The organism is Stenomitos rutilans (assembly GCF_059505485.1).
This window is the reverse complement of the sequence record NZ_JCACKR010000025.1, coordinates 35471-50778: the sequence shown is the minus strand read 5'-3', so window position 1 is coordinate 50778 and position 15308 is coordinate 35471. Positions and strand designations below refer to the sequence as shown.

General features: G+C 51.4%; 11 protein-coding genes. 5 read left to right on the top strand and 6 right to left on the bottom strand.

What is annotated here, in order from left to right:
- The first annotated feature begins 54 nt into the window (after positions 1 to 54).
- The 3 genes from AC5JLP_RS02890 to AC5JLP_RS02880 all read left to right on the top strand — a co-directional run bounded on the left by AC5JLP_RS02890 (position 55) and on the right by AC5JLP_RS02880 (position 4889).
- Positions 55 to 4266, top strand: a complete 4212-nt coding sequence (locus tag AC5JLP_RS02890; protein WP_496066395.1) for a DEAD/DEAH box helicase — start codon at positions 55 to 57, stop codon at positions 4264 to 4266.
- Positions 4267 to 4423: 157 nt separating this feature from the next.
- Entirely contained in the window at positions 4424 to 4651 is a 228-nt protein-coding gene (locus AC5JLP_RS02885; RefSeq protein WP_496066394.1) for a type II toxin-antitoxin system HicB family antitoxin, read from the top strand.
- Positions 4652 to 4676: 25 nt separating this feature from the next.
- Complete coding sequence (locus AC5JLP_RS02880) at positions 4677 to 4889, top strand: type II toxin-antitoxin system HicA family toxin (protein ID WP_496066393.1); 213 nt, start codon at positions 4677 to 4679, stop codon at positions 4887 to 4889.
- A gap of 72 nt (positions 4890 to 4961) precedes the next feature.
- Here the strand turns inward: AC5JLP_RS02880 and AC5JLP_RS02875 are convergent, their stop codons facing one another.
- Both AC5JLP_RS02875 and pcrA read right to left on the bottom strand, forming a co-directional pair.
- Complete coding sequence (locus AC5JLP_RS02875; protein ID WP_496066392.1) at positions 4962 to 5627, bottom strand: Uma2 family endonuclease; 666 nt, start codon at positions 5625 to 5627, stop codon at positions 4962 to 4964.
- Between the two features lie 55 nt (positions 5628 to 5682).
- Positions 5683 to 8043 (bottom strand): DNA helicase PcrA, encoded by a 2361-nt coding sequence (gene pcrA / locus AC5JLP_RS02870; RefSeq protein ID WP_496066391.1) that lies wholly within the window; start codon positions 8041 to 8043, stop codon positions 5683 to 5685.
- 591 nt (positions 8044 to 8634) lie between these two features.
- Here pcrA and AC5JLP_RS02865 point away from each other — a divergent pair.
- Positions 8635 to 8925 (top strand): hypothetical protein, encoded by a 291-nt coding sequence (locus AC5JLP_RS02865; RefSeq protein WP_496066390.1) that lies wholly within the window; start codon positions 8635 to 8637, stop codon positions 8923 to 8925.
- Positions 8926 to 9014: 89 nt separating this feature from the next.
- Positions 9015 to 10142, top strand: coding sequence for a hemolysin family protein (locus tag AC5JLP_RS02860; RefSeq protein WP_496066389.1), 1128 nt, complete (start codon positions 9015 to 9017; stop codon positions 10140 to 10142).
- Between the two features lie 195 nt (positions 10143 to 10337).
- On the opposite strand, the gene AC5JLP_RS02855 is transcribed toward AC5JLP_RS02860, so the two are convergent.
- The 4 genes from AC5JLP_RS02855 to AC5JLP_RS02840 form a co-directional block, all read right to left on the bottom strand.
- Positions 10338 to 11057, bottom strand: coding sequence for an ABC transporter ATP-binding protein (locus AC5JLP_RS02855; RefSeq protein WP_496066388.1), 720 nt, complete (start codon positions 11055 to 11057; stop codon positions 10338 to 10340).
- Positions 11058 to 11169: 112 nt separating this feature from the next.
- Positions 11170 to 12507, bottom strand: a complete 1338-nt coding sequence (locus tag AC5JLP_RS02850) for an ABC transporter permease (protein WP_496066387.1) — start codon at positions 12505 to 12507, stop codon at positions 11170 to 11172.
- Positions 12508 to 12696: 189 nt separating this feature from the next.
- Positions 12697 to 14070, bottom strand: coding sequence for an efflux RND transporter periplasmic adaptor subunit (locus AC5JLP_RS02845; protein WP_496066386.1), 1374 nt, complete (start codon positions 14068 to 14070; stop codon positions 12697 to 12699).
- Between the two features lie 125 nt (positions 14071 to 14195).
- Positions 14196 to 14744, bottom strand: a complete 549-nt coding sequence (locus tag AC5JLP_RS02840; protein ID WP_496066385.1) for a GbsR/MarR family transcriptional regulator — start codon at positions 14742 to 14744, stop codon at positions 14196 to 14198.
- Positions 14745 to 15308 lie beyond the last annotated feature (564 nt).

The following is a 15308-nucleotide window of genomic DNA, read 5'->3' as shown; positions in this document are numbered from 1 at the left end:
TTGACTATCTTCTGACTCAACTGTAAGTAGCCGCGATCGCTTGTAAGGTGCATTATGGCAGGCGCTCCTCTTGATCCTGAACAGGTTCGCAACCATCTGGTGAAAACGTATCGATCGCTGCAAGCCATCGAACAGTTGATGGTGCAATTGTTTTCGGTGATTTATGAGCCAGTCAGCAGAGCCTTGCTGGTCAACTGCTGGAATTATCTTGGCGAGCACGATCGCGGCAGCAAGCATTTCACAGCTCCCAGCATTAAACCGTACATCGATCGTCTGATTGAGCTAAATGTTTTGGTGCAGCAGGGGAACACCGGGCCACAGTGTCATCCACTTTTAGCTGAAGTGGCGACTCGTGATGCGGTTAAAGCAAAGCGGTTTGAACGGCTCGTACAGGCTGTGCAAAAGGGCTTTCCGGTGCCCAGACGATGGAAAGATGGCCCCATTTCCTTTGGCACCGATCGTCAACTGATTCGTGAAATTCGCGTTGGCGTGTATCGCCACGATATCGCCTTTATTCATAAACAATTAGAGGACTACTACAAATACAGCTACCAAAAAGATAAGCTTTCGATCGACGATATTTATCAGCGCATCTGCAACAATCCCTTCGATCCAGAGTGGTTTCGCACCCTACCCTCCGACCTCTACAACAGTGCACTCATCAGCATCTTGAATCTTTCAATGCTGGAACTCACCCCTGCCGACGCAGCCTTTTCGATGCTGGAGGCAGATGTCGCCAAAGCGGGTAAACAAAGCTCTGTCCTACAGTTTGTGGTTTTGATTGAGCATCTACTGTTGCGTGGACGGATGGCAGAAGCACAGCAAATGCTGGAGCAGATTCCTGAGCAGTATCACAATCAGTTTGCGTCGCTATGGGGGCAACTCTACTTTTTGCAGGGGGATGATGCCAGCGCGATCACCCAATACACGATGGCGCTACAGGCCCTGAAGAAAGGCACTGGAAAACGGAAAATCTATTTCCAGGCGATGAGCGGCTTGTTTTTTATTCTGGCGTTGCTCAGAGATGGGTCTGCCGATCGCCTCATGGAAGCGGCTGAATACACCAGCACTGCGCGACAGTCGAAAACTTGGCTGAGTCCCACCTACACGGTTCTAGAGCACCTCATCAAAACGCAACAGGGCGATCTTGCCCAGAAAGATTGGCTAAGCCACCGACCGATCGCGCCTTACAGCGCGGGCAACAGTCTGGAAACGCTCATGGCGTGTTTGTGCCTCTACTGGGTGGATGTGGATCAGGCCAAAAAGCATTTACCAGGGCTGCTGGAGCCGTTTTACGAAGCGGCAATGGCCTCCGGCTATGAGTGGCTTGCCAAGACCATTGGAGAAACGCTTGCCAAACTGCAACCCCGCAGTCCTTATAGCAAACAGGCTGCTGCGTTGCTCCCGGACACCAAACTGCGATCGCTCGTAGACCTGATCCAACCGCAGGAAGGGTGGGAACTGAGCCTGAAAGCACTGTCTCAATTGCAGAAAGACCAGCTCACAGCGACGACCAAAGTAGAGACTACCCAACGCCTCGCTTGGTTTGTGACATTTTATCCCAAAACGGGTTGTGTGCTATTGCCGCGAGAGCAAACCCTGAATGCCAAAGGTGAGTGGAGCAAGGGTCGCCCGATCGCCCTTAAGCGACTCAAAAGCAACCCCGATGAATTCAGCTACCTCACCCCCCAGGATCAGCGGATTTGCGCTCAAATTAAAACCTACAATTACGGCTGGGGCAACAAAACGGACTACACCTTTACCGACAAGGCGATCGCGCTTCTCGTCGGACATCCCCACGTCTTTTGGGAAGATGCTCACACCACACGCATCGACGTAGTGAAAGGCGAACCCGAACTGCTGGTCAAGAAAGGTAAGGATGAGAAACTCACGCTGCAATTCTCGCCAGAGCTGAAAGACAATAAAGAAATTCTGACGGTCAAGGAAAGCCCGACCCGGCTCAAGGTCATTGAAATCACGCCAGAGCATCGCCGTATTGCCGAAATTTTAGGGTTGCAAAATCGGTTAGAAGTACCAGCCGCCGCGAAAGAACGCGTTCTGTCAGCGATTAATGCCGTCTCCAGCATTGTCACCGTTCATTCCGATATTGGTGGTGGCGTGGCAACGGAAGAAGTCCCCTCTGATCCCAAGCCACACATTCATTTGTTGCCTGCCAGCACGGGCCTGAAAGTTGCTGTCCTGGCACGTCCTTTTGCGCAAGGTGGCCCCTACTACCGTCCTGGTACTGGCGGCGAAACGGTGATTGCAGAAGTGGACGGCAAGCGCTTGCAGACCAATCGGAATCTACGCGAAGAGAAGAAGCTGGCAAATGCCGCGATCGCCGCTTGCCTCACCTTTTCACAACACGAAAAGCAAGACAACGAATGGCTCATTGATGATCCTGAAGCGTGCCTGGAACTGCTGCTGGAACTGCACGCGTTGGGCGATCGCGTCGTTATTGAACACCCCGAAGGCGAAAAATTCCGCGTTAGCCATCAGGCCACCCTCAAGGATTTTCGACTCAACATCAAACAGCAAAATGATTGGTTTGCCACCGATGGCGAATTGAAGGTCAGCAACGACCTGGTGCTGGATATGCAGCAACTCATGCAACTGCTAGAGCAAACCCCCGGTCGCTTCATTCCGCTGGCAGACGGGCAATTTCTCGCGCTAACGCAAGAATTTCGGAAACGGCTGGATGAACTGCGGGCGTTTTCAGAGCGATCAGGCAAAGGCGTTCGACTGCATCCCTTAGCGGCCCTCGCTGTTGAAGACTGGATGGAAGAAGTGGGGGATCTCAAAGCCGACAAACACTGGAAAGCACACATTCAGCGGCTCAAGGACATCCAAAACTTTGAACCGCAGTTACCATCAACCCTCCAAGCCGATCTGCGCGATTACCAGATCGATGGCTTTCGCTGGTTGGCACGGTTGGCCCATTGGGGCGTGGGAGCCTGCCTTGCAGACGATATGGGCCTGGGCAAAACTCTACAAGGGCTGGCCGTCATTCTCACGCGTGCACCAGATGGCCCCACGTTAATCGTAGCGCCCACTTCTGTATGTATGAACTGGATGGGTGAATCCCAGCGGTTTGCGCCCACGCTCAACGCCATCCAGTTTGGTGCGGGCGATCGACAAAAGGTGCTTGACCAACTGCAACCATTCGATCTGCTGGTGTGCAGCTACGGGCTGTTGCAGCAGGAAGACGTTGCCGAGAAACTAGCGAAGGTGCAATGGCAAACGATCGTGCTGGATGAGGCTCAATCGATCAAAAACTTTGCTACCAAACGATCGCAAGCCGCCATGAACTTGCAAGGTGGATTCAAACTCTTGACCACTGGTACGCCGATCGAGAATCATCTGGGCGAACTGTGGAACCTCTTTCGTTTCATCAACCCAGGCCTATTGGGATCGCTAGAAAGCTTCAACCAACGCTATGCTAACCCGATCGAACGCTATGGCGATCGCCCAGCCCGCCACCGCCTCAAAAAATTGATTCAACCCTTCATTCTCCGTCGCACCAAGAATCAAGTCCTGGAAGAATTGCCCTCACGCACTGAGATTCTGCTGCAAGTCGAATTAAGCCGTGAAGAATTGGCCTTCTATGAAGCGCTCCGACGAGACGCGATCGCCAAACTTGCTGACAGCGATGCCACCGCAGGGGCAAAGCATTTGCAGGTGCTGGCAGAAATCATGCGCTTGCGACGAGCCTGCTGCAACCCCAAATTGGTCAAACCAGAACTTGCCGTGCCTAGTTCTAAACTGCACTTGTTTGGCGAAGTGTTGACGGAACTGTTGGAAAACAAGCACAAAGCGCTGGTCTTCAGTCAGTTTGTGGATCACTTGCACATTATTCGAGACTATTTGGATACTCAAAACGTTGCTTACCAGTATCTTGATGGCAGTACACCAATGGCAGAACGCAAAAAGCGCGTCAATGCGTTTCAAGCAGGCGAAGGCGATGTCTTTCTCATCAGCCTCAAAGCAGGCGGCACGGGGCTCAACCTCACCGCTGCTGATTATGTGATTCACATGGATCCCTGGTGGAATCCTGCCGTCGAAGACCAGGCCAGCGATCGCGCCCATCGCATCGGGCAACAGCGTCCCGTCACCATTTATCGCCTGGTGGCAAAAGGCACGATCGAAGAAAAAATTGTCGATCTACACCAGCACAAACGCGACCTCGCCGACAGTCTCCTCGAAGGCACCGAAATGAGCGGCAAAGTTTCCACCGATGAACTGCTGCGACTCATTGCTGAAAGCTAATTATTCACGAATCCTCGTATTAGCCTCCTAAGTGTTTTGGGACATACCAGTGAAACAAGCGAACTGCAATGGCGATTAATCGTATTCAATATGGCAAATAGTATTCCCCCTTGGTGAAGCAGCCCAAGATAGGCTAGGTATGTTCGTAGGTAAACAGATGAGTCAAAAACAACAATTTACAGCCATCATTGAGCGTGAGGGAGACGGCTATGTCTCTTTATGCCCACAACTAGATATCGCAAGTCAAGGCAATACCGTTGAGGAAGCCAGAAATAATCTGATTGAAGCACTTGAGCTATTCTTTGAAGTGGCTGATCCGCTTGAGATTAGAAGTCGATTACACAGTGAAGTCTTTGTGACTAATTTGGAGGTTATTGTTGGGTAGGTTACGAGTTTTATCAGCCCAAGAGGTGTGTAGAATCTTTGAACAGCACGGCTTTGCCAGGGTTCGGCAGCGTGGAAACCATATCATCATGCAAAAGCGCAATGAAGATTCGACCATAACCGTTCCGATTCCAAACTACTCAGAGTACGTACTGGCACTTTACAGTTCATTATTAGGCAGTCAGGCCTGCCGCGATCGTTGTTTGAGACTTCCTAAGAGCGCGAGAACTGACAGATAATTAAACTCCAAAACGTTTTCTGATGCTTTTTCTCCCTCTACCGCTTCATTCCACCCGCTGCAGTGGGTGAGTTTAGTGCTTGCGATCGCTCCGACCGTTCTGTCGTTCTTGTACCCATTGACGAAACGCTTTCAGGGTGCGGCTCCGTCCTTCCGTTTGACTGCGTTCCAGAAACTGAGAAAGGCCATCAACAATGGGAAACTGGGGGAAATGAGGACTGACATTCACGTCTTGATACTGCCCGTCCTGCAAGACACTAATCCGCAGTCGTCCGTCCTCAAACCGCCACAGTTCTGGAACCCCAAGTGCTTGATAGGCATCCAGTCCCGTTTTGGAGGTCACATCCACTTCGATCGCTAAATCGGGAGGCGGATCAACAGTCAAATCAATGCGCCGTTTCCCAATCATCACCGCATAATTCTCGATATAAAAACATTGGTCCGGCTCGATTCCCTTTGTTACATTCTGTCGCTTAAAGGTTGTTGAACCAAAACATTCGTTATCAAGATCCAACTCTTCCAACAAGATTTTCACCATATCGCCGATTAACTCTTTATCGACCTCATGTTCTGGTGAAGGCATCCGAATCTCCAACGTTCCATCACTGTAAGCAATGCGACAAGCCCGTTTATCCCCCAATTCATCCAGAATCGCTTCAAATTCGCTCCAGCTAACCTCTTGGAGTTGGATTCTCTGACCGGGATAAACCACCAGTTGTCGAAGCTGAAGCGTGACCATAACGGCTTACCCGTAAAGGATGATGATTGATTCCACAGCGGTGAGTCAATCGCACTCATTCTACCCGTTGCAGCGGCGTGAGTCTGGGATCAACAATCTTTTGCCCCATTCCCGTAAACTTCACCGCAAGGCAAATCTTATTCCCGGCACCGAAGATATGCGTCACCTGACCTTGCCCAAACGCTTTATGCACCACGCGATCGCCCACCGTCCAGTCGTCTTCATGGGTGTCGGGGAGGGATGCGGTTTCAGATGAGACACTACGGGCAGAAGCGGTCGTGCCTTTCGTCCAGCGAGTTGGGATCGCCGTAGCTACGTTGGTTTGCAGCATTTCGCGGGGCAGTTCGGCTAAGAACAAGGATGGGCTGGCAGGTTCCCGATTGCCATACAGTCGGCGTTCGCGGGCATAGGAGATGAACAGCCGTTCTTGAGCGCGGGTGATTCCTACATAGCAAAGACGACGCTCTTCTTCCAGTGCGGCGGGATCGTCCAGCGATCGATAGCTGGGAAATAGCCCCTGCTCCAATCCCACCATAAAGACAACGGGAAACTCCAGCCCCTTGGAGGAATGTAGGGTCATCAGCGACACTCGCGTCGCATCTTCTTCCAGATTGTCCAGATCTGAGGCTAGAGAAGCGCTAGCGAGAAACCCGCTCAGGCTGGGATCATCAGTGTTTTGCTCTTGAAATTGCAGCACCGCGTTGTAGAGTTCCCCCACGTTTTGCAGGCGTTCCTCGGCTTCATCGGTGCCCTGAGTTTTCAAGTCCTGTACGTAGCCCGAATCTTCCATAATGCCCTGAACGATTTCGTTGGCTGGCACGGTATCGAGCTGCGATCGCCATTTTTGCAGCATTTGCACAAAGTTCAGCACACCCTTGGAGGATCGTCCTGCCAGGGTTCTGACTGAAGTTTCGTCCACCAAAATTTCCCACAGCGGTTGCCCCAGCTCCTGGGATGCTCTGACGAGGGAATCGATCGTGGCTTTCCCGATCCCGCGTCGAGGCGTGTTGATCACCCGTAGCAGGCTCACGCTGTCGGCAGGGTTGGCGATCGCCCGCAAGTATCCCAACACGTCTTTGATTTCTTTGCGATCGTAAAACCGCAGTCCACCCACAATCTTGTAGGGAATCCCTTGCTTGACCAGTACATCCTCAAGGGCGCGGGATTGGGCGTTGGTGCGGTAGAGGATCGCAAATTTGCCCCAGTGCAGTTCGGGATACTTTGTCTCCATCGTGCGGATTTGCTGCACCACAAAGTCTGCTTCCGCTACTTCATCGTCAGCACGATAGCAGAAGATGGGTTCACCGCTGCCCCGCGTGGGCTTCAGCACTTTGTCGATGCGTTCCGTGTTGTTTTCAATCAGTTGATTGGCAACGGCGAGAATATTTTCCGTCGATCGGTAATTTTCCTCCAGCTTGACCATCGTGCGGGTGTCGTCGTCGGGCAGGCGATCGCCAAAGTCCTTCTGAAAGCCCATCAGAATCGTAAAATCTGCTGCGCGGAAGGAGTAAATCGACTGATCCGCATCCCCGACCACAAAGACCGATCGATACTCCCATTTGTCAAACAGTTGCGTCTCTTCGCTGTTCGTTACGAGCAAGCGAATCAAGTCATACTGAGTCCGGTTCGTGTCCTGGTATTCGTCTACTAAAATGTGTCGAAAGCGGTTGTGCCAGTAACCGCGCACCTGTTCATTCTGGCGAAACAGCCTCACGGGCATTAAAATCAAGTCGTCGAAGTCCAGCGCGTTGTTCGCTACTAGCGCATCCTGGTACATGCTGTAGACGTTGGCAATGACCCGTCCGCGATAGTTTTGCTGTTCGCGCTCCAAATCTTGTGGCGACCAGCTCTGGTTTTTAGCGTTGCTAATGGCAAAGCGCACTGATCGAGGATCAAACTTTTTGTCATCCAGATTCAACTGGTTTGTCACAATGTCCTTCACCAGGCTTTGTGCATCTGACTCATCGAAAATCGAAAAGTTGCGGTTCCAACTCCGCCCTTTCTCATCCTGAAATTTTTCGATATCAAAGCGCAGAATCCGTGAACAGAGCGCGTGAAAGGTGCCGATCCATAAGTCTTTTGTGATGGTTTTATATACTTTCGACTTTAGCTTCGTCTGCTCATACGCTGGCAGCGAATCCAACGGCTTACCAAACTGGCTATAAGACTCGCGATCAGCAAAGAGCTTTTCAATCCGCTCTTTCATCTCTCTGGCCGCCTTGTTTGTAAACGTCACCGCCAGAATATTCTCCGGATCAACGCGATGGGTCAGCACCAGGTTAGCAATGCGGTACGTCAAAGCACGGGTTTTGCCCGAACCAGCCCCTGCAACAACCAGCAAGGGGCCACAATAGTGCTCGACAGCCTGTCGCTGTGATGGGTTGAGATGGCTAAGAAAGTCTTTCGGTTGAGTCATGAAGCAGTAAGGCGATGGGCGGCAATTTACAGGTACATTGCTCCTCTAAAGGGTATCGCATCCCAGGCGATCGCGTTAGTCAGGATTTGGAGTACGGGGCGCAAGAACCATAGGGTGAGAGGCCGCTAGCGTCGGCTGTTTCTCATAGGCAACTCCACAACTCGATCGTGTTGGGTTTTATGGATAAAACTGACGCAAAACTCGGAGGCTTTAACCAAGCACTAGGGCGCGTCATCAATGAAGCTCAGAAACCATGAGGTATCGCGTAATCGCGCCCGTCCTTACAAACGAGGCTAGGGGCTGGAATTCTTGCTGTAAGCCATGTGTATGAGTCATTGATGACAGCCCCTAGCCATTTAACTAAAGTTAGCGGCCTTAAACCTCAGAGTTTTTAGTCAAACTGCGTAAGCTCTGGTAACTTCTAATCCAATCTCTTCGAGAAAGGGTGATTGAGCTAGCGCTGAGACTGCTCGTGCTGTCGTTACGGATGCTCGTGCTAGCGCTGAGACTGCTCGTGCTAGCGCTGAGACTGCTCATGCTAACGCTGAAACTGCTCGTGCTGTCATTACGACTGCTCATGCTAACGCTGAGATGGCTCGTGCTACTGCTAAGACTGCTCATGCTGTCATTACAACTGCTTATGCTAGCGCTGAGATGGCTCGTGCTACTGCTAAGACTACTCGTGCTAGCGCTGAGATGGCTCGTGCTACTGTCGTTGATGCTTGTGCTGCCCTAGAGACTGCTCATCTCGCTATCAATATCACTCAGGTATTTGTCATTGACACGTCAGTCTTTATAGCAACCAACGCTTTAAGCAAGATTGACTGCCCTGGTGTAAAGGTTTTACGAGTTGTCTACTTTTCCAAACGTCCTCAAGATTGAGTGGAAGCCTACAGGTAGGAACGGTATCATCAACGAATAACCTTTTGCTTACATTCAATTCGGTTTTGCCTTAAGGCATTCTCTGAACTTTGCTTACTTTTTCCTACTTGTTGACGGCTTCAGATATCAGTCCTCTTTTGGGAGATGTTCGGTTAGATGTGGCGGCGCTGGTGCTCATGCTGCTGCTGTCTGCTTTCTTCTCTGGTTCTGAGACCACTATTACGGCCTTAGATAATTTGAAGCTGAAGGCGTTAATTAAAGAGCAGGGCGATCCCAGCCGCATTTTTACGCTGGTGCTAAGCAATCGACGACGGTTTATCACCACGCTGCTGGTCGGGAATACGCTGGTCAACAACTTTTCCGCCATTCTGACGAGTAATTTGTTTAGTTTGTGGTTTGGGAACCAGACGATCGGGCTTGCCACGTTTGTCGTCACGTTTTTGACGCTCACGTTCGGCGAAATTGTGCCCAAGTCGCTAGCAATCAACAACGTCATGCCGATCTTCACATTGGTGGTGCAACCGATCTACTGGCTCACAAGATTGCTGTCTCTGCTGGGTGTGGTGCAACTGTTTGAGAAGATTACGCAGTCGGCCATTCGGACATTTCAGGGTGAAGTGGTGCAGCAAGGCGAATCGCTGCAAGATTTGGAGTTGATGATTGAAATTTTGGGTGGCAAAGGGCAGCTTGACCTCGATCAGCACCAGATGTTAAACAAGGCGCTGATGCTCGATCGCCTGAGCGTCAAAGAAGTCGTCAAACCACGCATTGCGATGCGAACCATTTCGCGAGAAGCCACCCTGCAAGATCTGGTAGCGCTGTGCCTGGAAACGGGCTATTCGCGGATTCCCGTACAGGAAGAGTCCAAGGATGAAATTGTTGGCGTTGTCAACCTCAAACGAGCGTTGCAGCAACTCAATCAACTTCGCCAAAGCGGTCAAACCAACGGTTCAGTGACGCTGGCAATGAACCCACCTTTCTACGTGCCTGATACAAAGCGCGTGGCGGACATGCTCAAAGAAATGCTGCAACAACGCCTGCACATCGCGATCGTGGTGGATGAATATGGCGGCACTGTTGGTCTGGTCACGCTAGAAGACATTTTGGAAGAACTGGTCGGCGAAATCTACGATGAAAGCGATCTTCCCCACCGTGCCAGCCTCACTCGCAGTGTGGCATCGACCACCCGCGATCGCCCCAGCCGCGTTTCTTCTTAGGAGCAAGAATTAAATAAAACCGCATTTTGTAGGATGTGTTAGGCACTAGCCGTAACGCATCGAGTCCTAGAAGTGATGCGTTACGCTGCGCTTTTCTTGGATGCCGAAAGCTAGACACATCCTACCCAAGCATTCGGAGTGATTAAATTCACGATCCTTAGCGTCTAGCGTCAATGCTGACCGCTGACTGCTATCTTACGCCGCCACAAACTGATTTAGCTCCTGGGGCGCAAGGTTTGGATGCACCACCTGCCCATCTCTAAACCAGATCACTCGATTGGTGCGTCGAGCCACATCTGCTTCATGCGTCACCATCACAACGGTGATGCCACTCGCGTTTAGCTCGGTAAAGATATTGAGAATTTCCACCGTTGTGTGAGAATCTAGCGCGCCCGTCGGTTCGTCCGCTAGCAGCACTACAGGACGATTGACGATCGCCCGTGCAATGGCAACCCGCTGCTGTTGCCCACCTGATAGCTGAAACGGCTTGTTGTTCATCCGGTTCGCTAAACCTACACGAGTCAGCGCTTCCACCGCTCGATCGCGCCGTTCCCGATCAGGCACATTCGCATACACCATTGGCAGCATCACATTCTCGATCGCCGAGAGCTGCGGCAGCAAATGAAACTGCTGAAAGACAAATCCTAGCTTGCGATTCCGCACATGCGCCAGCGTTGTATCGTCCAGTTGAGCTACATCTTCACCATCTAGGTAATAGTGTCCCTGTGTGGGCTGATCAAGGCACCCAATCACGTTCATCATCGTGGACTTACCAGAACCCGACGCACCCATAATGGCGCAATATTCACCCTGCTCGATCGTCAGATTCACGCCCGCAAGCGCCTGCACTTCTGTTTCACCAGAACCGTAGATTTTGTAAATGTCTTCAAGCCGAATGATGGTGGAGTTAGGCATTGGAGGAAGGGGAGAATGAGTAAAGAAAAGGGAGCAGGGGGGGGCAAGGAAATTCGGACTCCTGACTTCTGACTCCTCTAACAACTAGAAACCAAAAACTAACTACTTTCTACTAAGTGCTTCTCAGCGCCACGATCGGGTCAAGTTTCGCCGCTTGTCTGGCAGGCACTACGCCAAAGAAGAGGCCGATGCCGCCAGAAACACCAACTGCAAGAGCGATCGCGATTGGTGAAACGCTGGCTTTGAGGGGGGTGACGGCACCAACTGCGAGAATCCCGCCAATGCCGATCGTGGTGCCCAACAGTCCACCAGCGGCTGAGAGAATGACGGCTTCAATCATGAACTGGATGAGAATATCTTGCTGCGAAGCGCCGATCGCCTTGCGTAAACCAATTTCCTGCGTCCGTTCGGTAACGGAAACGAGCATGATATTCATGATGCCAATGCCGCCCACCAGGAGAGAGATGCCTGCGATCGCGGCTAGCATTGCCGTTAGGCCACCCGTAATGGTATCGACGATCGTCAGCACATCTTTTTGCGTTTGCACCTGAAAGTCGTCGCTATCCACAATCTTGTGCCGCAGACGCAACAGGTTCGTGATTTGAAACTGGGCCGCGCGAATATTGCTTTCGCCTTTGGCAGAAATGGAGATCACGGTGACATCCAATCCATAGGGCGAGGTGCGTCCAGTCAGGCGATATGCATGGGTCGTGATGGGAATGTAGGCAGTATTGTCCTGGTTGCTGCCCAAAAATGACCCTTTTGCCTGCAAAACGCCAATGACTTGAAAGCTAGTGCCTTGAATGCGAATCTGCTGCCCAATGGGATCACCATTCCCAAAAAAGCGATTGGCTAAATCTGATCCCAAAGCAACAACCTGCGTGTCACGCTTCACGTCTTGTTCGCTGAGGAAGCGACCTTTCGCCATGTCAAAACTTCGCACGGTGAGAAATTCAGGAGTCGTGCCGACCACAGATGCACTGGTGTTGAGATTTTTATAAACGATCGTCATCTGGCTCTGACGCTGCGGTGCGACTTCTTTAATCGATGGCACCTGCACTGCGATCGCCTTAGCATCTTCCAACACAAGCGTTTTGGGCACATCAGACACACGACTGCGGGCTTCAGGATTACCTGGCGAAACAAACAGCACGTTTGGCCCTAACGACTCAAACTGCTCAGAGGCCAGCTTTTGGGCACCCTGCCCAATACCTACCATTGCAATGACTGACGCGTTGCCAATCACAATGCCCAACATCGTCAGCACACTTCGGAGCTTGTTTGCAGTCAGCGTTTTGACTGCCATTTTGCCGCTTTCGAGTAAATCCATTTGAGAGGTAAGGGGAGAGGAGTGAGGGGAGAGGAGGGAAAAGGCAGAAGGCAGAGGGCAGGAGGCAGAAGGATGGGAGTGGGGAGTCGGGAGTGTACTGACTGCTGATCGGTAAAGCATTTGTTGGTTGTCATAGCCCTAAAGCCTTTCAGTCATACAAGAAAGGGCGTACCAGAAAAGTGGTTGGTTTTTAGAAGAAAGCTGATCGCTGACCGCTGACCGCTCTTCAACTCAAAACTTCTACGCTGATCGCTGACCGCTGATTGCCCCCTAACTCAAAACTCTTAACCACTCCCGACTCCCGACTCCCTAATTCTGCTGATTCACGCCTTTCGTAATGTTTTCGAGCTTCTGGCCTTCGGGCAGTTCGACAAAAACCTGTTTGCCTGTCTCGATGCCGCTCAAGATTTGGGTTTCGTTGCCGATCGTGGCACCCACTACAACAGCTTGAAATTTGGGTTTTTGTTGAGCATCAGGCACCAGTACGCCTGTCTGCCCCTGGTCAGTGACGATCGCCACAGTGGGCACCATCAGTGCTTGTTTAAGTTGCTTGCCCAAAAAGGTCAGGTCAATGTCCTTCATGCCCGATCGCAGCAGGTCTTTGCCCGTGTCCAACCTGACCCAAACAGCGAAGGTCACAACCCCTTTCTGAGTAGCGTCTTCCTCTTCGGCTTTTGGCGAAATCCGCTGCACCGTGCCCTTAAAGGTCTGGTCAGGGTATGCACCAGCTCGAATTTCAACCGCTTGCCCTAACCTGATTTGAGAGATGTCTACTTCTGGCACCTTGGCTTTTACTTCCAGGTCACTCGCAAGGTTCGCCACATAGGTTGCCGAAGAGGTGCTGGAGGCAAAGCTCGTAGGAGCGACGAACGCACCGACTTCAGCACCCGTCTGAGTGATCACACCATCAAACGGAGCACGAATGACTGCATCCTCAAGCTGTACGTCAATCTTATCGACGCTTGCTTGGGCCGCTTGTACTTGCGCGGCGGCTTGCTCTACTTCTTGAATGCGGGCACCATTTCTTTGTTGGTCAAGCTGTTGCAAAACGTTGTTGTAGCTTGCCTTTACCTGCTCCAAATTGGCTTTGGCACTCTGTTCTTCATTCAGCACTTCGTCGAGCTTGTCACGGCTGATGGCCCCATCGGTAGCAAGCGCACGATTTCGCTGCGATCGCTCCAGGGCCAAACTGAGGCGAGTTTGCGCAGAGGTGATTTGCGCCTTGGCTTGATCGACGCTTGCCTCCGCTTGCGCGATCGCCTCTGGACGATTGCCCGCTCGCAGTAACGATAGGTTGGCCTGCGCTTTGGCAAGTTCGGCTTGGGACTGGGCGCGATCGGCTTGCAGTTCTCTGGTTTCCATCCGTGCGACGATCTGCCCCTGCTTAACGCGATCGCCGCGTTGCACCAGCAGCGCTTCCAGACGACCAGCCGTTTTTGGGTTCAGGTTCAATTCTTTGACGGCCTGCACTTCACCATTTGCCGTGATGCGTGCGGTTATGTCTTTTGCCTGTACAGGCACCGTTAATTCAGTGAGTGACTGTTTTGGTGCTGACTGACGCATCAGTGGTACCGTAACGGCGGCAAGACCGACCAAACTGGCGGCGACCAGTCCAATCGTCCAGGGGGTTGACTTGGTTACTTTGCCAAAAGACTTAGTTATTTTGCCAAAAGAACGTTGCATGGGAGGAAGAGGTTTAAAAGGGGAGAGAAGATGTGGCTGATGGCGATCGTGGCAAAGGATTGAGAGGCATGAAGCTTGAGACCTGAAATGAGGGATGAGCATCAATACGTATCAACCGATAATGTTTAACGCACCTGACTTGGCTCATCGATCGTGGCTGATAAGTGCTGAGTCTGTTGTTGCTCCCAGCGCTCTATCATCAACGGCAGTTCTTGCTCCAAAAAAGTATGAACTGCGTGCATTTCTTCTAACCGTTGACGTAACTGAGGCGGACTGCCATCCATCAGCTTCAACCCCTGGACTGCAATTTTACGGAACGTCGTGATTTGCGTCATACGCTGCTTTGTCAGTTCAGCCCAGGCATTTGGCTTGATGCGAAAGTAGTCTCGCCGATGCCCAGGCAAGCTGGTGCGCTCAATCAACCCTAACTGCGTTAACAAACGAGTCATGGTACTGATGGAACCCTTACTAGCTTGCAGCACCTCTGCAAGTTCGCTGGGCGATTGATACGGCGGGTTAGAGATCAGTAGCCAACCAAGAATGCGCCCTGCCATCCGTGGCAAGCCAACCAGCTCAAAGGAGATGCCGACTGTTTCGATAAATTGCTGGTGCTCAAACTCTGGAGATAGCTTCATCAAAGTTGGATCGGTGTCTAGCGGGACTGTTGCACTCATAGAGCAGTCCTAAATGATTGGTGAAAAGCATGCTGTTGGGGAGCCATCAGCGGTTAGCCATCAGCCTGGAATTAAAGCTGAAAGCTAAAAGCGTGATTCGATCAGTAGTATTGAGGCAACGACCGCTAAAAGCTGCAATAGAACTTTTTCCCACAAATCAAATTAGAGGTGCTATGGCTTCAGCTTAGCACAGTAAGTTCAGTAAATATTGAACTTAGAGAATGTTTTGAATTTGCTAAATCAATTAGAACGATCGCTCTGTGTCGTGACACACGCTACGCAAGCAAAGGTAGGAGCCAATTACTATGGCTTTCAACCCTTTCCGGCCTCTTTCAACCGTTTGTGTTTGGGTATGATAGGTCTATTCATCTTGCTGCCAGCCGATCGCCCATGTTAAGACTGAGTTCTTAAGGTTAAAGGCTCCAGTTTCTGAAGCGTTTGACCAAATGCGGTGTAGACCCACCAACCACAGGTTCATTTTTTGTAAACCTTCCGCAAACCTTGCGGATTAGTCCACGGCTTCGATGCATTCAGTACAATATGCTGACTGATGCTATCGTGCGC

Excerpts from the sequence above, each read along its gene's own strand:
- AC5JLP_RS02890 (WP_496066395.1), top strand. The coding sequence starts at position 55 with ATGGCAGGCGCTCCTCTTGATCCTGAACAGGTTCGCAACCATCTGGTG.
- AC5JLP_RS02885 (WP_496066394.1), top strand. The coding sequence starts at position 4,424 with ATGAGTCAAAAACAACAATTTACAGCCATCATTGAGCGTGAGGGAGAC.
- AC5JLP_RS02875 (WP_496066392.1), bottom strand. The coding sequence starts at position 5,627 with ATGGTCACGCTTCAGCTTCGACAACTGGTGGTTTATCCCGGTCAGAGA.
- pcrA (WP_496066391.1), bottom strand. The coding sequence starts at position 8,043 with ATGACTCAACCGAAAGACTTTCTTAGCCATCTCAACCCATCACAGCGA.
- AC5JLP_RS02865 (WP_496066390.1), top strand. The coding sequence starts at position 8,635 with ATGGCTCGTGCTACTGCTAAGACTGCTCATGCTGTCATTACAACTGCT.
- AC5JLP_RS02855 (WP_496066388.1), bottom strand. The coding sequence starts at position 11,057 with ATGCCTAACTCCACCATCATTCGGCTTGAAGACATTTACAAAATCTAC.
- AC5JLP_RS02850 (WP_496066387.1), bottom strand. The coding sequence starts at position 12,507 with ATGCTTTACCGATCAGCAGTCAGTACACTCCCGACTCCCCACTCCCAT.
- AC5JLP_RS02845 (WP_496066386.1), bottom strand. The coding sequence starts at position 14,070 with ATGCAACGTTCTTTTGGCAAAATAACTAAGTCTTTTGGCAAAGTAACC.
- AC5JLP_RS02840 (WP_496066385.1), bottom strand. The coding sequence starts at position 14,744 with ATGAGTGCAACAGTCCCGCTAGACACCGATCCAACTTTGATGAAGCTA.